Source organism: Planktothrix mougeotii LEGE 06226 (genome assembly GCF_015207485.1).
Lineage (GTDB): Bacteria > Cyanobacteriota > Cyanobacteriia > Cyanobacteriales > Microcoleaceae > Planktothrix.
This window is the reverse complement of sequence record NZ_JADEWU010000038.1, coordinates 1-22,001: the sequence shown is the minus strand read 5'-3', so window position 1 is coordinate 22,001 and position 22,001 is coordinate 1. Positions and strand designations below refer to the sequence as shown.

Annotated in this window: 19 protein-coding genes and 1 tRNA gene; 13 read left to right on the top strand and 7 right to left on the bottom strand. The window is 41.4% G+C overall.

What is annotated here, in order from left to right:
- Positions 1–174 precede the first annotated feature (174 nt).
- Entirely contained in the window at positions 175–1,671 is a 1,497-nt protein-coding gene (locus tag IQ236_RS16030) for a glycosyl hydrolase family 57 (protein ID WP_193870229.1), read from the bottom strand.
- Between the two features lie 380 nt (positions 1,672–2,051).
- Here IQ236_RS16030 and IQ236_RS16025 point away from each other — a divergent pair, with 380 nt between their 5' ends.
- The 8 genes from IQ236_RS16025 to atpC all read left to right on the top strand — a co-directional run bounded on the left by IQ236_RS16025 (position 2,052) and on the right by atpC (position 9,553).
- Positions 2,052–4,040: an amylo-alpha-1,6-glucosidase gene (locus IQ236_RS16025; RefSeq protein WP_193870228.1), complete on the top strand. Its 1,989-nt coding sequence runs from the start codon at positions 2,052–2,054 to the stop codon at positions 4,038–4,040.
- A 204-nt stretch (positions 4,041–4,244) separates the two neighbouring features.
- Complete coding sequence (locus IQ236_RS16020) at positions 4,245–4,973, top strand: HAD family hydrolase (RefSeq protein ID WP_193870227.1); 729 nt, start codon at positions 4,245–4,247, stop codon at positions 4,971–4,973.
- A 54-nt stretch (positions 4,974–5,027) separates the two neighbouring features.
- Positions 5,028–5,100 (top strand) — tRNA-Ala (locus tag IQ236_RS16015).
- Positions 5,101–5,214: 114 nt separating this feature from the next.
- Positions 5,215–6,036 carry a septum site-determining protein MinC gene (gene minC, locus IQ236_RS16010; protein ID WP_193870226.1) on the top strand — a complete coding sequence of 274 codons (822 nt, stop codon included), beginning with the start codon at positions 5,215–5,217 and terminating at the stop codon, positions 6,034–6,036.
- 60 nt (positions 6,037–6,096) lie between these two features.
- Positions 6,097–6,903: a septum site-determining protein MinD gene (minD, locus tag IQ236_RS16005; RefSeq protein WP_072719542.1), complete on the top strand. Its 807-nt coding sequence runs from the start codon at positions 6,097–6,099 to the stop codon at positions 6,901–6,903.
- Positions 6,904–6,961: 58 nt separating this feature from the next.
- Positions 6,962–7,447, top strand: coding sequence for a cell division topological specificity factor MinE (gene minE, locus IQ236_RS16000; RefSeq protein WP_193870225.1), 486 nt, complete (start codon positions 6,962–6,964; stop codon positions 7,445–7,447).
- A 151-nt stretch (positions 7,448–7,598) separates the two neighbouring features.
- Positions 7,599–9,047, top strand: coding sequence for a F0F1 ATP synthase subunit beta (gene atpD, locus IQ236_RS15995; RefSeq protein ID WP_193870224.1), 1,449 nt, complete (start codon positions 7,599–7,601; stop codon positions 9,045–9,047).
- A 92-nt stretch (positions 9,048–9,139) separates the two neighbouring features.
- Positions 9,140–9,553, top strand: a complete 414-nt coding sequence (atpC, locus tag IQ236_RS15990; protein ID WP_193870223.1) for an ATP synthase F1 subunit epsilon — start codon at positions 9,140–9,142, stop codon at positions 9,551–9,553.
- A gap of 85 nt (positions 9,554–9,638) precedes the next feature.
- Here the strand turns inward: atpC and IQ236_RS15985 are convergent, their stop codons facing one another.
- The 6 genes from IQ236_RS15985 to IQ236_RS15960 all read right to left on the bottom strand — a co-directional run bounded on the left by IQ236_RS15985 (position 9,639) and on the right by IQ236_RS15960 (position 16,636).
- Positions 9,639–9,986 carry a hypothetical protein gene (locus tag IQ236_RS15985; RefSeq protein WP_193870222.1) on the bottom strand — a complete coding sequence of 116 codons (348 nt, stop codon included), beginning with the start codon at positions 9,984–9,986 and terminating at the stop codon, positions 9,639–9,641.
- 26 nt (positions 9,987–10,012) lie between these two features.
- The gene (locus IQ236_RS15980) at positions 10,013–10,375 is read right to left on the bottom strand and encodes a papain fold toxin domain-containing protein (RefSeq protein ID WP_193870221.1); all 363 of its coding nucleotides are present in this window, start codon (positions 10,373–10,375) and stop codon (positions 10,013–10,015) included.
- A gap of 198 nt (positions 10,376–10,573) precedes the next feature.
- On the bottom strand, positions 10,574–11,911 hold the full coding sequence (locus IQ236_RS15975; RefSeq protein WP_193870220.1) for a serine/threonine-protein kinase: 1,338 nt from the start codon (positions 11,909–11,911) through the stop codon (positions 10,574–10,576).
- Between the two features lie 537 nt (positions 11,912–12,448).
- On the bottom strand, positions 12,449–12,739 hold the full coding sequence (locus tag IQ236_RS15970) for a DUF7734 family protein (protein ID WP_193870219.1): 291 nt from the start codon (positions 12,737–12,739) through the stop codon (positions 12,449–12,451).
- Between the two features lie 63 nt (positions 12,740–12,802).
- Positions 12,803–15,406 carry an ATP-binding response regulator gene (locus IQ236_RS15965; protein WP_193870218.1) on the bottom strand — a complete coding sequence of 868 codons (2,604 nt, stop codon included), beginning with the start codon at positions 15,404–15,406 and terminating at the stop codon, positions 12,803–12,805.
- 312 nt (positions 15,407–15,718) lie between these two features.
- On the bottom strand, positions 15,719–16,636 hold the full coding sequence (locus IQ236_RS15960) for a histone deacetylase family protein (protein WP_193870217.1): 918 nt from the start codon (positions 16,634–16,636) through the stop codon (positions 15,719–15,721).
- A gap of 58 nt (positions 16,637–16,694) precedes the next feature.
- Here IQ236_RS15960 and IQ236_RS15955 point away from each other — a divergent pair, with 58 nt between their 5' ends.
- The 5 genes from IQ236_RS15955 (at position 16,695) to IQ236_RS15935 (ending at position 21,840) form a co-directional block, all read left to right on the top strand.
- Positions 16,695–17,204: a hypothetical protein gene (locus IQ236_RS15955; RefSeq protein ID WP_193870216.1), complete on the top strand. Its 510-nt coding sequence runs from the start codon at positions 16,695–16,697 to the stop codon at positions 17,202–17,204.
- Between the two features lie 118 nt (positions 17,205–17,322).
- Positions 17,323–17,934: a hypothetical protein gene (locus tag IQ236_RS15950; protein WP_193870215.1), complete on the top strand. Its 612-nt coding sequence runs from the start codon at positions 17,323–17,325 to the stop codon at positions 17,932–17,934.
- Positions 17,935–18,059: 125 nt separating this feature from the next.
- A complete protein-coding gene (locus IQ236_RS15945) occupies positions 18,060–19,724 on the top strand; it encodes a glycosyltransferase (protein WP_193870214.1) in 1,665 nt (554 codons plus the stop codon).
- A gap of 10 nt (positions 19,725–19,734) precedes the next feature.
- Positions 19,735–20,889, top strand: a complete 1,155-nt coding sequence (locus tag IQ236_RS15940; protein ID WP_193870213.1) for an ATP-grasp domain-containing protein — start codon at positions 19,735–19,737, stop codon at positions 20,887–20,889.
- Positions 20,890–20,937: 48 nt separating this feature from the next.
- Entirely contained in the window at positions 20,938–21,840 is a 903-nt protein-coding gene (locus tag IQ236_RS15935) for a succinate--CoA ligase subunit alpha (RefSeq protein WP_190516755.1), read from the top strand.
- The last annotated feature ends 161 nt before the right edge of the window (positions 21,841–22,001 follow it).

Sequence of the window (22,001 nt, the reverse complement as noted above, 5' to 3'; positions counted from 1 at the left end):
ATACTGAAATCTCAGTAACTAATTAATGTAACTCACGTCCAGTAGAGATTTCCTCTATCTGGGGTTAAGTAGAGTATGGCATTGTTTTGTTCAGTTTCCGAGGAAGTTAGAGATGACTAACTTCCTATAACACGGTCAATAAGATAATTTCAGCGACTTTTATCCCAAAATGAATTAATTTAACAATTCCATTCCTCGACGATAAAGTTCTTGAGCATAATCTGTCCAGGTTCCCTGTCCCCAATAGCGAAAACAACTGGTTTGTAATAACAAGTTGTACAATAATGCTTGTTGATAATGAATATCTTTTGTTATATTTGGGTTTTGCTGCACTAAGGAATCATACTTTTGATGAAAAGCAATACTCAATTGTTTCATCGGTTCTAAAACATTTTCATAGCCTTGCACCCAACTTAAATTATTTGTCCAGGATGCACCCTCCATTTGAAATGAATGATCGGTTTGTTTTAAATGAGCGATCGCAACTTCAACAGCTTCTGGTGTCGCTTGATTAGGATCAATTTTTTGCCAAATTTTATGCTGATGAACCGCTTGACAAAGGGGATAATCTTCTGGGTTCACTCCTGATGCTTCTAATAATTCTAAATATTCCGTTCCATTCAACGCTACAACCCCAGAATTTTCTGGATTTTGATCCCGCATTTCAAAGTAAATTCTAAAGAAATCACGGGGATATTCATTCATCATCACCCCACCATTTTCTCCATCGGCAATTTGTGTTACTAAAGCCGGAACCTCAACCCCAGAAATAGATTGTTTTTGCTTAGTTTTAGCTTCAAAATAAGGCTGCATCTGGGCGACTAATTTGGTATCCGATCCTTGAGTTTTAATTAAAGCAATGATGCTTACCGTTTCCCCCTGAGAATTCCGGGCAATTAACCGATTAGGACTATATTTTTGCTCTTGAGGGAGTCCGCCACCTTCTAAAGTTTCTACCGAATGTTCCTGAACCAATAACCAGCGATAACCACAATCTTTTAAGGCTTTTATATATTCATATAAGGTATCAGGATGATTGGGTAAGTGCATTTCGGGAGGTGAAAACCCCTTAACTCGCTTTAAAGCTTCTTCTCCAAAAATAGCGGCAAAATGATGTTGCCAAGCTTGAATTTGTAATAAAATATCAGGAATCGGAGTTGAAGGAACCACCCCATGGCTCCACAGAGTTCCTAACCATTCCACATAAGGTTGATAGTCGGGATCGCAGGTAATTTTTTTCAAAGAATTTAGAATATCCTCTCGCCCCATTTGCTCAAATGCCCATAATAAATTCCCGGAATAATCCAACATAATTCGAGGGTTACATCCTTCAGCGACTAATTGAGGAATAAACTCTCCCATCCGCCGATAACACCAAGCAAAGGGTTCCGCATTATGGTTATCCCCTTCCTGGGGATGCTCATACATATATTGAAGATTACTGATTAATGCCCCATTTTCCCCCGCCGGAATCGTCGGTTGATGAAAATGTAAGGCACAAGCAAAGCCAGCCGTGATTTGATCTAACTTTAAATTTGTTTTTGGAGAAAATATGGGATAATTATGATTAACAAGATCCTGGATTTGGGCTTCCCAACCACAAATGTTAGGGAGGCTAGAATCTAAGTGTTCTAAAATAGAAAAAGGAGTTAAAAATTCGGGCTTGGTCATAAAACTAAATCTTCAGCAATTGGAACACAAAATTTAATAATCCCATCATACTTTTGAATACAAAAACTCAAAACAGGGCAGTTAATACACCGCAATATTTTGAGAGAGGGGAGGAAGGGGTTTAGTCAAGGTTCAATTTGAGCAAATGGGGGTTTTGATTTAGACGATAAAACGTTATAGTAAATAACGCTGGTACTTGACGTGGAGTCAACAAGGACAACCTTTTTGAGTCGTAAACAGTTATTACTGACATTCTATCCTGAAATTGGACAAATGATCCTTCATCTGTTGTAGAGGTTTAAGTTGTGAATTGAGAGGGTGAAAGGCTTCTAAATCTTTAATTTTATTGTTGATGCAAAATTTTGAGTGTTTAAGGTAGTATGAGTATTAATTTTGGACGAGAAACTTGCTGTAATTTGCCCAGTGCTGAAGCACGAGAATGGTTAGTCACCAATGGGATCGGTGGCTATGCTTCAGGAACAATCGCAGGTGTACTAACACGCCGTTATCAAGGGTTATTAGTGGCGGCTTTAAAACCTCCCTTGGGTCGTACCTTACTGGTGGCGAAAATAGATGACCTTGTAGACTATCAGGGACAAGTTTATCCCCTGTATACGAACCGTTGGGCTGGAGGCTCAATTGACGGTTATGGACATCACCAGATTGAACGGTTTCAGTTAGAACGAACGATCCCCACCTGGAAATTTGCCTGCGCCGATGCGTTGCTGGAAAAACGAATTTGGATGCAGCCCGAAGCGAATATTACCTACGTTCGTTATAGTTTAACTCGTGCCTCTGGCCCTATTACCCTGACCTTAAAAGTTTTTGTTAATTATCGAGATTATCATAGGGATACCCAGGCCGGGAATTGGCAAATGCAGATCGAACCCGTTGAAAACGGCCTGTGTGTGACCGCCTTTGCAGAAGCAGTACCTTTTTATTTATTAACCGATCGCGCTAGTGTTACCTCCACCCCCCAATGGCACTATAACTTTGATTTAGTACGGGAACGGGAACGGGGCTTAAAAGATTATGAAGATCATCTGCAAGCCGCCACCTTTACCGCCACCTTAAACCCCGGAGAATCTTTGTGTTTTGTTGCGAGTACAGAACCCAATCCTAGTTTAAATGGAGAAGCCGCCTTAGAAGTCCGTCGCACCTACGAACGCAAATTATTAGGATTTTGGCAAGATAGCTGTCCGGCCAACATCCGAGAAACGCCTCCATGGATACAACAGTTGGTGTTTGCGGCGGATCAATTTATTGTCAATCGTGCCATTCCCGAAAATCCAGTCGGTAAAACCATTCTAGCTGGCTATCCTTGGTTTGGTGATTGGGGACGGGATACCATGATTAGTTTACCCGGTCTGACCATCACCACAGGTCGGCTACAAATTGCCCGTGCGATTCTTTATACCTACGCCAAATACGTTGATCAAGGGATGTTACCCAACCGTTTCCCCGACGAAGGAGAAATCCCAGAATATAACACCGTTGATGCGACCCTTTGGTATTTTGAAGCCATTCGTCAATATTATGACATCACCGAAGATCTTGATGTGATCGAAAATTTATTTCCTGTACTCACGGATATTATTCACTCTCACTGTCGGGGAACTCGCTACAATATTCACCTTGATCCAGCCGATGGTTTACTGTATGCCGGAGAACTGGGAACTCAATTAACCTGGATGGATGCCAAAATCGGAGATTGGGTTGTTACGCCCCGCATCGGTAAACCCATTGAAATTAATGCCCTTTGGTATAATGCCCTACGAATTATGGGGAAATTTGCCCGTCAAATTGGCAGACCCTATCAAGAATATGATGCCCTCGCGGATCGGGCTTTAGCTCGGTTTGAACGGTTCTGGCATCCTGAATTAGGCTATTGCTATGATGTGATCGATGGGATTTATGGGGATGATGCCACCTTGCGTCCGAATCAAATTTTTGCTGTTTCTCTGCCTAACAGCGCCCTCCCCCCTGAACAGCAACGGGCCGTTGTTGAAACCTGCGGACAGTTTTTGCTGACGTCCTTTGGGTTGCGATCGCTCGCCCCTAATCATTTTCACTATCGAGGGTATTATGGGGGAAATCCGATTCAACGAGATAGTGCTTATCATCAAGGGACAGTTTGGGCTTGGCTGTTAGGGTCGTTTGTGATTGCCCATTTGCGGGTATTCCAAAATCCTAATCTAGCCCGTACTTTTTTAGACCCCATGATTAACCATCTTTCCACAGCCGGACTCGGAAGTATTAGCGAAATTTTTGATGGTAATGCCCCCATGCACCCCCAGGGCTGTATTGCCCAAGCTTGGTCAGTGGGAGAAATTCTTCGGGCTTGGTTAGCGATAGAACGTTTTAGATAATCAGTTATCAGTTATCAGTTATCAGTTATCAGTTAATAATTGGCAAATCCTATAGCAATTCGCGCCGAAGTTGTAATCATTTACAACTGAAATAAAACAGCCAAAAGTATTATCTAATTTTGCCCATTGCCCATTCGTAATTCGTAATTCGTAATTCGTAATTCGTAATTCCCTGTTCCCTCTTTTAAATTTAAGGTTTGGACGATGAGTTTAAAGGCGGTTCTATTTGATTTTAATGGAGTCATTATTAATGATGAACCCATCCATGAACAACTAATAGAAGAATTGTTGTTGGCAGAAAACCTGCGTTCTAAACGGGAGGAAATTCACAAATTTTGTTTGGGAAGAAGTGATCGCGCTTGTTTAACAGATTTGTTAACTTATTGCGGTCGTACTGTTACCAATAGCTATTTGGATCAGTTAATTGAACGTAAATCCCTTGCCTATAAACAGCGTTTAGAACAGTTAGAACAACTTCCTATCTATCCGGGTTTGGAGGAGTTTATTCAACACTTGCAAGCATCTGATCTAAAATTAGCCTTGGTGACGGGGGCGATCCGGCCAGAAGTGGAACTGATTTTAAATAAAATCGGGCTGATGGAGGTTTTTCCGGTGATTGTAACGGGGGATGATATTATCCTCAGCAAACCCGAACCCGAAGGCTATTTATTAGCAGTACAAACCTTAAACCAAGTCTACCCCCAGTTAAATTTACAGCCCTCGGACTGTCTCGCCTTAGAGGATACCTTTGTTGGGATTATCGCGGCTCAACGGGCTGATATTCAAGTGGTCGGGATCGCCCATACCTACCCCCTGCATCTTCTCCAACGCTGGGCTAATTGGGCTGTGGATCGATTCGGTGATCTGGAATTAGACAGAATTCAAAAAAATTTTTTACAAGAATCTTTACAATCTGGGGTTCCGTTGTGTTAGAATAATAAATCGGAGTCAGACATCATTCCTCACACTGGATTGTTTGACTCGCACGGGGAATTAGCTCAGTTGGTAGAGTGCTGCGATCGCACCGCAGAGGTCAGGGGTTCGAATCCCCTATTCTCCATTTTTGGTAATTCTAGTTCTACCCCCTCAGCTAATTTCCTAAAGTGATTAGATCTGTCCCTGATCCCTTAGAATAACCAATTGAGTTGAACGATTGCCCATTACATTTTTATCTATGTCTTTGGATACCCCGACCTCCGAGTTGATCACCACTGAACCTGAATCTCCTGCGAGTGTACTGGAGGTTGATCCGAATTTACAAGTCCGGTTTAAGCGCGAAGACGGACGATTACTCTTATTTTTACCGCCGGAAAATAATCGTGAAGACAGTGAGACTAACCTCAATAATACCTGGACAGAACTTTGGCAACAACTCAAACATCGTCTCAATGGCAGTGAACACGCAGAACAACCCCAAACCGAGGTGCATCTGATCGCCGAAAATCGGTTATTAGATGGCCGTCAACTGCAAGATATCGCCGAAGCCTTAAACGAAGTCCAACTGCAACTGAAACGGGTTAAAACCAGTCGCCGTCAAACCGCCGTCGCCGCCGTCATGGCAGGATATAGTGTTGATCAAGATGCAGAACGGGAAACCTTAACTCAATCTGTCTCGGAACCTTCCCCATCCACCTTAGCAGAACCGTTATATTTGAAAAAAACGGTGCGGTCTGGGGTGGATATTCGTCACCCGGGAACCATTGTGATTTTTGGGGATGTTAATCCGGGTAGTTCGATTATTGCCGATGGCGATATTATTATTTGGGGACGTTTAGGGGGAAATGTCCACGCTGGAGCTAAAGGCAACCGTAACAGTTTAATTATGGCCCTGCAAATGGAACCCAAGTTAATTCGGATTGCGGATCAAGTAGCACGGGGGCCAGAAACATCACCCGAACAAGTTTATCCTGAAGTGGCTTATATTAATGCTAACGGTATTCGCATCAGTCACGCCAGGGAAGTTGCCAAAGCCAGAGTATTGACCCTTGAGCCTTAACCGATTAAGCACGTAAATACGTTATCCTAATCACCGGATCAATTATTGCTGAATACAAATATGAGTCGTGTTATTGTAATTACCTCTGGAAAAGGAGGAGTCGGAAAAACAACCTGCACCGCTAATGTGGGGATGGCATTAGCAAAACGAGGACATAAAGTTGTCCTGATTGATGCCGATTTTGGATTAAGAAATTTAGACTTACTCCTGGGTTTAGAAAATCGAATTGTCTATACCGCAATGGAAGTTTTATCCGGGGAATGTCGATTAGAACAAGCTTTAGTTAAAGATAAACGAGAAGCCCGTTTAGTGTTATTACCTGCGGCTCAAAACCGGATGAAAGAAGCCGTGACCCCGGATCAAATGAAACAATTAGTAGAAATGTTAGAGGGGAAATATGATTATATTTTAATTGATTGTCCGGCGGGTATTGAACAGGGATTTCAAAATGCGATCGCTCCCGCTAAAGAAGCCATTATTGTCACGACTCCAGAGATTTCAGCCGTTCGAGATGCGGATCGAGTGATTGGGTTATTAGAAGCCAATTCCGTTAAACAAATTCGGTTATTAATTAATCGAATTAAACCCTTAATGGTGGAAGCTAACGATATGATGTCGGTGCAGGATGTGGAAGAAATTTTAGCGATTCCTTTAATTGGGGTGGTTCCCGATGATGAAACCGTAATTGTTTCTACTAATAAAGGAGAACCATTAATATTAGCAGAAAACGCCTCTCAAGCTGCCCAAGCGTTTAATAATGTTGTGCGTCGCATTGAAGGGGAAAAAGTAGCATTCTTGGATCTCAATCCCCGTCCAGAAGGGTTTTTTGCAAAACTACGTCGTTTGTTCACCTCTAAAGTGGGTTAAAGGTTTTTCTCTTAGTTTTTTGATTTTTCTGCATCTGTATTTACCCTGCAAACACCCCATGAAAATTAATGAAATCCTAGAACGACTTTTTCCTCGAAATAATCAAAGTAGTCGAGAAGCAGCTAAACGACGTCTGAAATTTGTTTTAGCCCATGACCGGGCTGATTTACCACCGGAAATGGTGGAAGCCATGCGAAAAGAAATCCTGGAAGTGGTGTCCCGCTATGTAGAAATCGACACCCATGATTCTGAATTTAATTTAGAAAGCGATAACCGAGTCACCGCCTTAGTTGCTAATTTACCGATTCGCCGGGTTAAACAAAAAGCATTAGTTGATTCGGTTGAGCCTGAAGTTACTCCAGAACCTCAACCTGAACCGTCTCAAGCGGAAAAAACTGACAAAATAGAAAAAAACCCCGAACCTCTAACGGAGAGTTCTGAACCGTCCCTAACCCCTCTGGGGAAAGCAGGAGCAGCAGAAGAGGAGAAGCAGGGGAAGAAACCGAAAGCAGAAGAAGAGAAGAAAACAAGAACACAGGAGTAGGATTAGGTCTAACCTTGCTTATAGCCAATAGCCAACTCTTTGTTAACGGGTGACTGATAGCGTGATACCCTAAAAGATGGCAATATTAAATTCTTCTAAAGCTTTCCGAGATGAATTCGGAATCAGCTTGTATTAACCCATAGGCAAACCCATGGTCACCACCGCAGAAAAAACACACGTAGGCTACATTACTCAAATCATTGGCCCGGTTGTAGATGTTAAGTTTCCGAGCGGTAAATTGCCGGAAATCTACAACGCATTAAAAATTAGTGGCAAAAACGAAGTTGGTCAGGAAGTTTCCGTTGTTTGCGAAGTCCAACAACTCCTCGGCGACGGCCAAATCCGTTCCGTCTCCATGAGTACCACCGATGGCTTAGTCCGAGGGATGGAAGTAGTGGATACGGGCGCCCCCATTAGTGTTCCCGTTGGCCCTGCTACCTTGGGACGGATTTTCAACGTGGTGGGCGAGCCCGTTGATAGCTTTGGCCCGGTTCAAACCCAAGAAACCTCGTCTATTCACCGTCCCGCCCCTGCATTTACTCAGTTAGAAACAAAACCCGCCGTATTTGAAACGGGGATTAAAGTGGTAGACCTGTTAGCTCCCTATCGTCGGGGGGGTAAAATTGGTTTGTTCGGTGGAGCCGGAGTGGGCAAAACCGTTATTATTATGGAACTGATTAACAACATCGCTAAAGCTCACGGTGGAGTATCCGTGTTTGGCGGTGTGGGTGAACGGACTCGTGAAGGAAATGACCTTTACAATGAAATGATTGAGTCTGGGGTTATCAACACCAACGACCTGACTCAATCTAAAGTGGCTCTCGTTTATGGCCAGATGAACGAACCCCCCGGAGCTAGAATGCGGGTGGGACTGTCGGCTCTGACGATGGCTGAATATTTCCGCGATGTCAGCAAACAAGACGTGCTGCTGTTTATTGATAATATCTTCCGGTTCGTGCAAGCGGGTTCTGAAGTGTCCGCTCTGTTAGGTCGGATGCCTTCTGCTGTGGGATATCAGCCTACTCTAGGGACGGAAATGGGTGAACTGCAAGAACGCATCACCTCCACCACCGAAGGGTCTATTACCTCAATTCAAGCGGTTTATGTCCCTGCGGATGACTTAACCGACCCCGCTCCGGCTACAACCTTTGCTCACTTAGACGCAACCACCGTATTATCACGGGGTTTGGCGTCTAAAGGAATCTATCCGGCGGTTGATCCCCTGGATTCGACTTCGACGATGTTACAGCCGTCTATTGTCGGTAGCGAACACTATAACACTGCCCGGGCTGTCCAATCGACCCTGCAACGGTACAAAGAACTGCAAGACATCATCGCCATTTTAGGGTTAGATGAACTGTCTGAAGAAGACCGCATGACGGTGGCTCGCGCTCGGAAAATTGAGAAGTTCCTGTCTCAACCTTTCTTCGTGGCGGAAGTGTTCACGGGTTCTCCGGGTCAATATGTCACCCTGGAAAAAACCATTAAAGGGTTCAATATGATTATGTCTGGGGAACTCGATGACCTGCCAGAACAAGCCTTTTACATGGTCGGCGATATCGACCAAGTGATTGCTAAAGCTGAAAAATTGAAAGGCTAACTTTCACCTGCGTTGTTGGGCTTTAGCGATTTGGCACCAGTCCAACAACGATTCTGTTTTAATCTCCACAATATTTTTTTACCTCTTGACAAATGACATTAACTGTGCGTGTAATCGCTCCAGATCGGACGGTCTGGGATGAAACTGCCGATGAGGTGATTCTTCCGAGTACCACAGGACAAGTAGGTATTCTGACGAATCACGCCCCCCTATTAACAGCCTTGGATACCGGAGTGCTGCGGGTTCGGTTAAAAAACCAATGGACTCCCATTGCTTTAATGGGTGGGTTTGCTGAAGTTGAAGCCAATGAAGTCACCATTCTGGTTAACGGCGCCGAACGGGGTGACAGCATTAATTTGGAGGAAGCTCGTACTGCTTACACCAAAGCTCAGGCTGATTTAGAAGCGGCTGAAAGTAGTGGTTCTGAAGAAGCCAAAATTAAAGCCAAAAAAAGAGTAAAAAGAGCCAGAGCACGGTTACAAGCGGCGGGTGGTTCTGTCGAGTAAACCCACTAGCATCTCCAAGAAACCGGGTTTCTGTCTTAACATAAGTTACTAACAGGAAACCTGGTTTCTGACCCGCATCAGTAATTTAAACCTTTAAAGATAACGACTCTTTTTTAATTGTTTCTGAATCATGTTGCTGATTTCTAAACTCTGATAATAAATCAAAGAAATTCTTAAAAGCGTCGATTTCATCACTAGAATACAATAAAATAATTCTAGCCCAAGATGCCGAAGTATTGACCCCAAATTTAGCTTGTAGCCAAGGCTGGAATTGTGCAAATTCTATTTCTTGTTGGCTTTCAGGAAATTGCATGGCTTCACAGGCGTACTGATAACCACACAAAAACATCAATAAATTATTAATATTAGGACTCCCAATATACATTCCCGGTTTTTGTTTAATTTTTTCGAGTAAGTCGTAGAGGTTGGTCATGTTTTTTTTCTCCAGAAATATTATAGTTAAAACTTCTCAATTTCTTCTATTATAAACTTTCCACTTGGACAGTCAAAATCTGCAATCCACTGTTCTCTAGTTAATCCGAAAGTAGATAGGTTATCGAAGACTTTACCTCTGACTTCAATACCATAGTGTGTTCCGTTTTGGGTAATTGATGTCTGACCGTTATCCCAACGCTTACTAACAATAAATAACCCCCGACCTATAAGTTTGATTTTCAGATGAATACCCTTAATTTGATTTGCTTTTAACCAGTTTTTAATCGCCTCAGCACAGTCCGCACATTCTAATAATTTGTATTTTAAGATAATTTGAGCAATTTGTTGGTAGATTTGTTCATCGGTAAATTGTAAATTATCAGACATTATTGGAAATTAAAAACAATTACAAATAAATTATGTTTACCCCCAGCACCGCCAAGAAACCGGGTTTCTGCGTTAACCTTTATTACTAATAAAAAGCTCAATTAAGAAACCCGGTTTCTGACACTATCGGAAACCCACAACTCGCAAGACTTCGAGGAAAATGTCGATATCATAAATCTTTACGAAAATCTGTAAGCCTTATATGTTACAGTCTACAAGTCTCGACGCGAGGGCGTCGAGACTAAACCACCACACACCACGCGAACCCCACAACGACGAATAAGACCAAAGACCAGCCACCCAAACGAATGGGAGGTAGCCAATTACCTTCTGATTGAATTTTAGATCTTTATATTTCAACCAGCTACCTCCTACACGCCAACCCACCTGATCACCAAACGCTTCCCAGATTTTACGATCATAACTCCGGGTTCCTCCCAGACTTTTATAGATGCGCTTCTGTACTGAAAAGCCGAAGCATCCATTGCTATATTTTACCCAAAGTTGGTCAATCGTGCATAAATCTTCACAGGGAAAATTATCAATATCTTCAATCCTTAACCATCTTTCCTTTGTTCTCCCTGCGACTTCTAACATTTTATCAGACGTTTCTCGGTCAGCTTCTTTCCAACTTCCAGCTTGTAAAAGTTGTTCTAATTGCCGATAATTAACACCTCTGGCTGACTTTAATTCGATATGAGGTTGGGGAATTTGAACAGGTTGGGGTTGAATATCTAATAATCTCAAAAACTCCGCCATTGTTTGAGGACGTTTTTCCGGTTCTAGCCCCAAGCCCTTCAAAATAGCATCATTAATTTTATCACTAATTCTAACAAGTTTATTAGGGGGAATTAAGGCTTGATTTTTCAACTTGCGATTTAAAGATTGGGTTGGTAATTGTCCCGTAATGGCATAATATAAAGAAGCCGCTAAACAATAAACATCAACCGTCGGTTTCCCACTGCCTTCTAAAAATTGTTCATAAGGGGCAAAATTCAAATTAGCCGGATGTTTAGAACTCATCACTCTGGGCATAATTTCCGCAGCCAGTCCAAAATCAATTAACACCGCCGAGGTATTATTCCTTAACATAATATTCCCCGGATGAGCATCTCGATGAACAATTCCAGCGTTATGAATCATCACCAAAGCATCAGCAATTTGACGAATAATATTAACGGCTTCCGCTTCCGATAACCTGCCATTGTTTTGTACAACATCCCATAAACTCTGCCCCACAATTAAATCCATAACTAAGCAGTGAAGCTTATTTTCTTCAAATAAATCACTAACTCGGACAATATGGGGATGGGAATTTTCACAAAGGTTGGCTAAGGTTTGACCTTCTTTAATAAACCGTTGAACATATTTAGGATATTCCGGGTCATTTTGTAGACCCGCATTCGGGGTTTTCAAAACAACTTGATGATTTAATGTTAAATGTTTGGCTTTGTAGGTAATGCCAAACCCCCCTTGTCCCAGAATTGTTTCAATAACATAGGGACGTTGACGCAACTGATAGCCCGGTGTCCACATAAGAATTTTAAAGGTGAGTGGATGGATTTATTATAAGCGATGAAACCGGGTTTCTGCACTAACTTTTACTACTAAGAGTAAAGATAAATTGAGAAACCCGGTTTCTGAACCCCCCGCACCTCCAAGAAACCGGGTTTCTGCCCTAACCTTTATTACTAACAAAAAGCTCAATTCAGAAACCGGGTTTCTGACCCCCACCCACACCAATATACATTCGGTGGTTTTTGTTTAATTTTTTCGAATAAGTCGTAGAGGTTTGTCATGTTTTTTTTCTTCAGAGACATGACAGAAATTCTATGAGCCCTGAACTAAAGTTCGGGCTGTAGAGACGTTGCATGCAACGTCTCTACGTTATCTAAAGATAACTAAAGACTTAATTTTATTAACCCGTTTCAACGGGTTTTAGCTTTTAGCCTGAAATTGATTTCAAGGCTTCTGGTCTGGTTATTGATAATAATAGCGGTGCGTGCGCGGAGCTTACGCACCCTACTATTAAGCTAACAGAAAGATGAATTGAGAAACCCGGTTTCTGAACTTCTATACCCCTACTTCAGCTAATAATTCCTGCATCATTTCCCAAGTTAATCCCTGTTGAATATAACGGGGTTCGGTGGGATTGTAAGGACTTAATAAGCGATCAATTTCAATGATTTTAGCGGTATCAGGAAGAACTGGAACATCAGGGTCAAAAGCAGTCGGACGCATTAAGGAACTCGAAAATCCTTTAAAAATAGCAATTTCATCCGTGTCTCCCTCGATTTCAATTTTAACAATTAAAACTTCTTGCGGACGTTTAATAGTATATTGTTCTAAGCGACGTGATATCATAATTAAAACCTGTATTTTTGTCAAAACTGTATTCAGAAAATAGTTCGATTTTGATTCATTTAATTAATTGTTGGAATTAAGAGCAGCGAAATAGGATGATTTTCTCAAGGGTAAAGTCACTGTAAAAGTTGCTCCTTTTCCTTCGCCTGCACTTTCAGCTTGAACGCTTCCGTGCTGCAATTTGACTAACTGTTTAACAATAGCTAATCCTAATCCTAATCCTCCATGTTGTCGAGTAATTGAACTATCAGCTTGTCGAAAGGATTCAAAAATAGAGGGTAAGTATTCCTCTGGGATACCTTGACCCGTATCCTGAACTTGAATAAAAGCTTGAGTTAAATTTGTTGTTAAACTAATCTTAACCTGTCCCCCTTGAGGGGTAAACTTAATCGCATTATCTAAAAGATGTTCTACAATTTGTTGTAATCGTTCTGGATCTCCAATGACATTACTAACGGATTCATCCACTTGTACTTGCAAATTAATTCCTTTGGTAATTGCGACAGATTCAAAGTTTTTTAATACAGATTCAATCACCGCTTGTAACTTAACAGACATTAAATTAATTTTGGTTTTGCCTTGTAACAAATTAGAAATATCTAATAAATTCTCAATTAACTTCGTCAAAGCCTTAGCGTTACGTTCCATCGTTTCTAAGGCAGCTTGGGAACGTTCAGGAGTTAAAGAACGGGTACGCAAAAGATATAACCAACCGAGAATCACATTTAATGGAGTTCTTAATTCATGGGAAACTATCGCTAAAAATTCATTTTTTAATTGATTAGCCTGTGTCAATTCTTCCGTTTGTTGTTGGAGTCCTTTTAAAGCAATTTGTAATTCTCGTTTTCTTAACGCTAATTCCTGAGCTAAGGTTTCTAAATCTACACTTTGAGTCGCTAATTCTTGCTGTAATAACTCTCTGGTTCGCTTGATAATAATCCAATTACTTATCCTGGCTCTTAATTCTTCTACCGAAAAGGGTTTCATTAAATAATCTTGGGCTCCTTCTCGTAACAATTGTACCCGTAATCCATCATCCACCTTAGCCGTTAACATCACAATGGGAATCACATTCAGTTCAGGATAGGTTCGGATTTGATGTACCAGTTCATCCCCAGTCATTCGTGGCATCATAATATCACTAATAATTAAATCAGGATGTAGGGCGAGCGCTTGCTGTAAACCTGTTTCTCCATTGGTTGCAATCGCAGTGTTATAATCCGATGCTAAAGTCGTACAGACAAACTGACTCATTGTGGGATTATCTTCTACCACCAAAACTAATGGTTTTTCCGGTTGAGAAAGTTGAGATAAGGACTCCGTAGAGATTAAAGTTCGCAGTTCATCTAACCAAGGTTGAATTTTCTTTTCACTCCAAATTTGGGAATGATTGTTGATATTAGTAGAGGGGAAAGGCTCAACTTCAACCTCAGAAATAATTTTTAACGGAAATTCTACCGAAAATAAAGCACCGCCCTCTGGTGCTTCTTGAACCGTAACAAAACCCCCTTGCAGTTCCACAAATTCTTTAACAATGGCTAATCCTAATCCCGTCCCTCCAAACTGCCGACTTAACCCCGTATCTACTTGACGAAACCGTTCAAAAATTTCCTCCCGAAGTTCTGGCGCAATCCCAATTCCACTATCTTGAACTTGTATAATTGCCCAAGGGACATCCATTTTTTCAGACACAGATAAACGACAGGAAATTTTACCTCCCTTTGGCGTAAACTTAAAGGCATTTGAAAGTAAATTTAATAAAATGCGTTCCATTTTTTCAATATCGATTTCTGCTAGAACACCCCCTGGCGTATCCACAATGAAATCAATATTTTGTTCCCGGGCAAATCCGTCAAAATTTGCTGCCATAACTCTTACCAGATGAGCAATATCTACCGAGCTATAGTGAAGCTGCATTTGACCTTCTGCTAATTTAGAAACATCTAGCAGGTCATTCACTTGTTTAAGTAATAAACGCGCATTACGTTCAATAATTTGGATATCTTTATGGTGTTCTTTAGAAAGTTTAGGTGAAGCTAATAACTGTTCTGCTGGCCCCAAAATTAATGCCAAAGGAGTCCGAAGTTCATGGCTTATATTAGCAAAAAATTGTGTTTTGAGGTGATCTAATTCTTTGAGTTGCTCATAAAGTGTTTCTAATTTTTGATTGGCAGATTGTAAATTTTGATGGCGTTGTTCTGATAAATGAGCCGATTCAATTAAAGCTAAAGCTTCGGGAACTAAAGGCGGTAATGCTAAAGCCGTTACCACTGAAACAAAGGCTGTAATGACTTTGATGACTCCCGCTAACCAATACATCGGATGCCAGAGTGTCCAAACCTCCATGAGATGAGTCATTCCACAGGCAATAATAAAGGCTCCAAACGCTAAGAACATCCAATGAAAGGGAATTTCTCGACGAGATTTATGAACAAAATAAACCAATGTGAGAGAAATGGAAAAATAAGCTAAAGCAATCAGAACATCAGAACTGACGTGCATCCAGACCAGGCCGGGTTTCCATAAATAACAATGACCATGAGGAATAAAACCAGACCCATTAAACAGGGTTTGAAAGACTTCTGGTTTAAAGATGCCAACCAGAATCGGAATCGATAGAATAACAATCGTACTTGAAACAATAGAATTAGATTGAGTTGTGATCATTATCACTTCGGAACCGTTGGGACGGGAATTTAGGGGACATATTCTTTAGTTTAAACTACCCCAGGGGAAGTTGTAAGTCTATCTTTAAAGTTAATAATGACAGCCGATGGAAACAAGAGTATCTTCAAGCCGGGATATTGCGTTATTTTAGGCTAAATTAAATAGATTGATTAAATCAGAATGAGGAATTTTAATGAAAACAACAATTTGAGCTAATTTTTGAATATATTTAGAGTTTTAACGTCGAAAATCATTGTTTAATTTTAAATAATTTTTGTGGGTTTTTGATTGAATACTAAAGCTTTTATTCGATTAAAGACGATATTGATGATAAACTTGGGAAGCAGCGCGATGCAGTAAAGAATGGCGATAAACTAATGCTTCTAAATCATCGGAATAACCTCCACCAATGATTCCAGCAACCGGATAACCTAAACTAACACAAGTGCTTAAAACTTGCATTTCTCGCCGCCAAAGTCCGGTATCCGTTAACGCTAATTTTCCTAATCGATCCTCCAAATGGGGGTCAACGCCTGCATCATAAAAGACTAAATCCGGTTTCACTTGAGATAATATATCCGGTAAATAATCAGCTAAAGTTTGTAAATATTCCTCATCTTCCATGCCTATCGGTAAGGAAACATCTAAATCACTGATTTGTTTTTTAGCGGGAAAATTTGCTTCACAGTGCATCGAAAACGTAAATACATTCGGATCATTTTGAAAAATAACGGCGGTTGCATCTCCTTGATGTACATCCAAATCCACAATTAATATTGTTTTAGCCAGTCCTAACTGTTGTACCACACGAGTCGCGATCGCGATATCATTAAAAATACAAAATCCCGATCCAAAACTGGGAAACGCATGATGAGTTCCTCCAGCCGTATTACACGCTAATCCTTGAGATAATGCTAATTTTGCAGTTAAAATTGACCCGCCCACGGCAATACAAGTTCGCCTTGCTAAAGCCGGACTCCAAGGTAAACCGATGCGACGTTGTGCTTTAGGCTCAAGAGTTCCCTGACAATACCCTTCTACATAATCTTTATCATGCACCCATTCAATCCAGGCTTGAGGCGGTAATTCTGGGGTATGAACTTGAGAAATATCCGTCACTCCATCCCGCAATAATAACTCATATAATAAGCGAAACTTAGCCATCGGAAACCGATGTTCTGGGGGTAACGGAACAACATAATCAGGATGAAAAACGATCGGTAAATCCATACTGGCTAATTGTAGTTAAAACGTTAGAGTTAAATCAAATAGAATTGAGTCAAAAACAATGACAACCCTTTGGCAGTATGGCAGTAGTAACCCTGATAATGCAACCCATCTCGATACCATTCGTCAGTGGTGGGCATCCTTACAAGATCAGGACATTCATTGGCAACAACGGTTACTCCCGACCGATGGAGATCTCATCCATTTAGACTGGGAACCCCAACGATTTGATGAAATCTTTACCCTTAAGACCCCCCAAGTTCGGGGAGCTACCCTTTATTGGTTTAAACCCGAACAACCTCAAGAACGAAGTATTACCCCCCATAAATTAGAACTGGATTTACACCAAAAACGATTGTATATTTTTCCTGAATCTCAACAACAAATTGTGATTCGAGTGGAACGCTATAAACCACCTTATCAACTGATAGAATTAACCGATCCAGATTTAGCAGTCGGTAAAAATGGTATGATTTTATTACGAGATCATCAACAGTTAATAGAAGTTAAAATCAATCTCAGTTTAGATCGGCTGAAGCTGTTAAAATCCAAACTGAGTTCGGATCAATAACTGCACCCAGATCTGATTCAACCCCTGATCAGTTCCTTGACATCCCTGAGATTGATGCACTACCATGTCCTCTAATCACAAACCATTTGATAAATACTGGCAAGTTAGGACGTTTCTGATGTCAAAAATCTATAGTACAGAGGAACTGATCCACATCTTAAATCAGGAGCGCGAAGCTTGCCTGAAAGGGGAGCGTTTGAATTTAAAGGCAACTCCTGCTGTCGGAAATCCAGTGATTGATTGTTTTTTGAAGCCGGAGGGAATTCAAAAGTTTACAGCCTATCAAAATTTTAAAGCCACCATTCACCAGTACCAAAAAGAGAATCAAGTTTCTGGGATTCTGGAGCGAGAAATTACCGTCAAGGGAAAAACCCTACAGTTTCCCTTTGTTAATGAACAATTAATCGCCTTACCTTGTGATTTTGAACAGTTAAAAACGGCAAAAATTCGAGTCTTAGAATTTTGGAACGAGGTAACGGCTGGAATGGATTTATATTTAAGTTTAAATAGTGGTAAAGATCATCGACAAATTTGTATTGAAGAAGTAGATGCTATTGTTCAACGCACCGAATGGGCTTGTATTTGGAAATGGGAAAAATCCAGTTTTTTAGAGATGTTATTACAATTAGGTTGGGGACAACCCGCAGAAGCCGGAGATCGAAGAGGATGGCCTCAATCAGGAAGTGAAAATATTCATGCCGTTAAACCCGGTCAACAGCCCATTTGTTGAAGAAGAGCAGAGCTATTTCATCGGGTCTGCCTGTATATAACTAGGTTTAAACCGCGAAGAAGTGCCACAATATTGGATACTAGATAGCAGATTGGACGAATATTGAGGGTTAAATCAGATTATCTATGCCAAAACAGTCTTGGCCAGAAAAGGATGCTGACAGCTTATGCAACGGTGATGTAAAAGCGCTAACCAGTGATCAAGACTATCCTGATTCATCTCCGGCTTGGAAATCTCAACGGAATCAGCAGGATAGTGGGGTCAGTGGGAATGGAGCCTCAATGGTTTATCCCTCGGTAAATGTCGCTACTCCACACGCTGGCACGAGTTTTTCCCCCAAAGAGTCAGACTTCAAAGTTTGCTCCCAGTGGTATCAAGGTCGTAGACAGAAAGCGGCCGTTGCCCTTAGCTTAATTTGGGGTGGAATCATTATTCTACATTTTGTTTCTTGGGGAATGGGATTTATCCTCGGTTTAACGGGTTTATTATCCATTCATGCCTTAAGAATATTTTTAGCCAAAACCCGATCTTTTGAGGAAATTTTACCAGAACAATCCCAACAACATTGGCCCTATGTTTCCTTATTAGTCGCGGCTAAAAATGAAGAAGCCGTCATTGGTCGTCTGGTTAAAAACCTCTGTAGCTTAGATTATCCCAGTGATTGCTATGAACTCTGGGTTGTTGACGATAATAGCAGCGATCAAACCTCTGTTATTCTGGAAAAACTCGCCCAAGACTATCAACAACTTAAGGTATTACGGCGTTCAGGAAATGCTACGGGTGGAAAATCAGGAGCTTTAAATCAAGTCTTACCCTTAACTCAAGGGGAGATTTTAGGGGTTTTTGATGCCGATGCTCAAATCGCACCGGATATGTTACGCCACGTTGTTCCCCTCTTCAATACCGAACAGGTGGGGGCTGTCCAAGTGAGAAAAGCCATAGCCAATGCCTCAGAAAATTTTTGGACTCGTTCTCAAGCCGCAGAGATGGCTTTAGATGCTTATTTTCAAGAACAACGAATTACCATTGGTGGCATTGGAGAACTGCGGGGAAATGGGCAGTTTGTCCGACGTCAGGCGTTGTTAAGTTGTGGGGGTTGGAATGAAGAAACCATTACCGATGATTTAGATTTAACAATCCGATTGCATTTGGATCAATGGGACATTGAATGTTTGTCCTTTCCCCCGGTAAATGAAGAAGGAGTTACCCATTTTAAAGCCTTATGGCATCAACGCAATCGTTGGGCAGAAGGCGGGTATCAACGCTATTTAGATTATTGGCGTTTAATTCTCCGTAATCGCATGGGAACTTCAAAAACCATCGATTTGCTCGGTTTTTGGATCACTCAATATATCTTACCGACGGCGGCGGTTCCCGATTTGGTACTGTCTTTAATTCAACGCCGTTTACCCTTAACAACGCCCTTAACTTGTTTTACCGTCACCCTTTCTTTATTGGGAATGTTTCTGGGCTTACGACGAATTCGCCAAACCCAACCCATCAAGGTCAAACCCAATACTCAACTCAGGAGAACCGCAGAATTGACTTCCCCAGAGTCAACAAACGCGACCTCGCCTCAACCTGCATTGACTCAACGTCCAGGGTTGCGCCTCCGCGAACCCTTAACCCTTTGGATTGATACAGTTCGGGGTACGGTTTATATGCTTCACTGGTTATTAGTGGTGGGGAGTACAACGGCTCGGATTTCGATTCGTCCCAAACAACTGAAATGGGTCAAGACCGTTCATCAAGGAACCCGTACAGACGCGCCATGGCACGTCTCTGAATGAGGAATACTGCATGGATTTGCTAGAGTATCAGGCTAAAACGTTATTTCGTCAAATGGCGATTCCGGTTTTACCGTCACAACGAATTGATCAAGCTCAGGATTTGAAGGGTTTGACCATTCCCTATCCGGTGGTGCTTAAATCCCAAGTCCGGGCGGGGGGACGGGGAAAAGCCGGAGGGATTCGGTTTGTGGAAAATACCATTGATGCGGTCGCCGCTGCTCAAATGATTTTTAATTTACCCATTCGCGGTGAATGTCCCCAAGTCCTCTTGGCCGAAGCCAAATATGATGCAGATCGGGAATTATATTTAGCCGTTACCTTAGATCCGGGATCACGGCGTCCGGTGTTATTGGGCTCACAACAGGGAGGGGTGAATGTAGAAGCCACCCTCTCCAAAATTCAGCAAGTGATTGTCGATCAGGATTTTTCCCCGTTTTATGCTCGACGGTTAATGTTGAAAATGGGATTAGAGGGAGATTTAATTCTCTCGGTGAGTACCATTGTTGAAAAAATGTATCGTCTGTTTGTTGAGAAAGATTTAGATTTAGTGGAAATTAATCCGTTAGGGATTAGTCCGACGGGTGAAGTCATGGCCTTAGATGGTAAAGTCATCGCCAATAGTGGCGCCTTGGGACGACATGAAGACTTGATTTTGCTTTTGAAAGCCCAACAAACTTATCATGCGGTTTCCCTACCGAAAATTGCAGATGAATTGTTTCATCCCCAACTGAATTTAGTGGAATTAGAAGGAAATATGGGGATTTTATGTAATGGGGCTGGCTTAACCATGGCAACCTTAGATTTAGTCATGCAATCTTCTGGTAAACCTGCAAATTTTCTCAATTTAGGTGGGGCGGATCATTATGAAATTACAGAAGATTTTCGCCAACGATTATATCGGGGAATTGATTTAGTAACCCAATCCAAACAGGTTAAGGTTGTGATTGCAAATCTCTGGGTTCAACCTACGATTCGTTTCCCGATATTAGTGGAAATTGCCGGGTATTTAAAACGCAAAGCTCGGACAACTAATTTACCTCAATTTGTGTTTCGGTTAGCTGGAATTGAACCCGAATCCTGTCGAGAACAGTTTGCGGATTTACCTGTAAATTTATTTGATCGGTTAGATTTAGCTGTGGTTGCAGCGATTAATTTAGCGAAATAGTTTGTGATTCACTGTTGTAAAACTTCCCCCGAATTTGGATGATCAAATATGAATTTAACTCCTGATAGTAAAGTGATCGTACAGGGTACAACGATCTCGCCCTCCTTAACCCAAGCGGTTGTACAAATGAAAACCTACGGGACTCAGATTGTCGCCTGTGTTAGTCCGGGTCAGGGAGGGCAGGAGTTAAGTGAAATTCCAGTTTTTGATTTAGTTGAACAAGCCATTGCCAGTGTCGGAGAAATTGATATTAGTGTGATTTTTGTTCATCCTTATCAAGTTTTAGATGCGGCTTTAGAAGCAATGGCGGCGGGAATTCGTCAGTTAATTATTGTTACTGAAGGAATGCCGCCTTTAGATATGGTGCATTTAGTTCGCAAAGCGGAAGTTACAGAAACTTTAGTCATTGGCCCTAATTGTTCAGGGATTATTATTCCAGATCAATTGTTATTAGGAACTCACCCCAGTGAATTTTATAAACCGGGAAATGTAGGATTATTAAGTCGAAGTAGTACCTTAACCTATGAAGTGGCGGCAGAATTAACCCAAGCAGGATTAGGTCAATCGGTGGCGGTGAGTATTGGGAGTGATTTTATTGTGGGTTCTTCTTTTTTACAATGGTTAGAAATTTTAGATGAAGATGAAAATACAGAGGTGATTGTCTTAGTAGGAGAAATGGGGGGAACGAGCGAAGAAGAAGCGGCTTCTTATATTGCTGAAGCGATTGATAAACCCGTTGTTGCTTATATTGCTGGGTTACACGCTCCAGCTACTAAACTTTTAGGTCATGCTAGTTTATTAATGACTTCAAAAGTTGTTAGTAATATGGTAGATGCAGGTACGGTTGAAAGTAAAATTGCGGCTTTTAAAACGGCAGAAGTTCTCGTTGCAGAACGTCCTTCAGAAATTCCTATTTTAGTTAAAAAAGCACTCAAAAGACGGAAAAAATAATGGGACAGGGAATAGGGAATTACGAATTACGAATTAAGCTGCTACGCAGCTTGATTTAATAAACGGCATTGCCTTTGTTTTTAATTTTACGATTCCAATTAATGATTAGTTCTCCTTCATTTAATAATTTATGTAATAACTCTTCTAACTGCTCAACGGAT

Coding starts and splice junctions, on each gene's coding strand:
- IQ236_RS15985 (WP_193870222.1), bottom strand. CDS start 9,986: ATGACCAACCTCTACGACTTACTCGAAAAAATTAAACAAAAACCGGGA.
- IQ236_RS15970 (WP_193870219.1), bottom strand. CDS start 12,739: ATGATATCACGTCGCTTAGAACAATATACTATTAAACGTCCGCAAGAA.
- IQ236_RS15940 (WP_193870213.1), top strand. CDS start 19,735: ATGGATTTGCTAGAGTATCAGGCTAAAACGTTATTTCGTCAAATGGCG.
- atpC (WP_193870223.1), top strand. CDS start 9,140: ATGACATTAACTGTGCGTGTAATCGCTCCAGATCGGACGGTCTGGGAT.
- IQ236_RS15980 (WP_193870221.1), bottom strand. CDS start 10,375: ATGTCTGATAATTTACAATTTACCGATGAACAAATCTACCAACAAATT.
- IQ236_RS15955 (WP_193870216.1), top strand. CDS start 16,695: ATGACAACCCTTTGGCAGTATGGCAGTAGTAACCCTGATAATGCAACC.
- IQ236_RS16030 (WP_193870229.1), bottom strand. CDS start 1,671: ATGACCAAGCCCGAATTTTTAACTCCTTTTTCTATTTTAGAACACTTA.
- IQ236_RS15975 (WP_193870220.1), bottom strand. CDS start 11,911: ATGTGGACACCGGGCTATCAGTTGCGTCAACGTCCCTATGTTATTGAA.
- minD (WP_072719542.1), top strand. CDS start 6,097: ATGAGTCGTGTTATTGTAATTACCTCTGGAAAAGGAGGAGTCGGAAAA.
- atpD (WP_193870224.1), top strand. CDS start 7,599: ATGGTCACCACCGCAGAAAAAACACACGTAGGCTACATTACTCAAATC.
- minC (WP_193870226.1), top strand. CDS start 5,215: ATGTCTTTGGATACCCCGACCTCCGAGTTGATCACCACTGAACCTGAA.
- minE (WP_193870225.1), top strand. CDS start 6,962: ATGAAAATTAATGAAATCCTAGAACGACTTTTTCCTCGAAATAATCAA.
- IQ236_RS16020 (WP_193870227.1), top strand. CDS start 4,245: ATGAGTTTAAAGGCGGTTCTATTTGATTTTAATGGAGTCATTATTAAT.
- IQ236_RS15945 (WP_193870214.1), top strand. CDS start 18,060: ATGCCAAAACAGTCTTGGCCAGAAAAGGATGCTGACAGCTTATGCAAC.
- IQ236_RS15935 (WP_190516755.1), top strand. CDS start 20,938: ATGAATTTAACTCCTGATAGTAAAGTGATCGTACAGGGTACAACGATC.
- IQ236_RS16025 (WP_193870228.1), top strand. CDS start 2,052: ATGAGTATTAATTTTGGACGAGAAACTTGCTGTAATTTGCCCAGTGCT.
- IQ236_RS15960 (WP_193870217.1), bottom strand. CDS start 16,636: ATGGATTTACCGATCGTTTTTCATCCTGATTATGTTGTTCCGTTACCC.
- IQ236_RS15950 (WP_193870215.1), top strand. CDS start 17,323: ATGTCAAAAATCTATAGTACAGAGGAACTGATCCACATCTTAAATCAG.
- IQ236_RS15965 (WP_193870218.1), bottom strand. CDS start 15,406: ATGATCACAACTCAATCTAATTCTATTGTTTCAAGTACGATTGTTATT.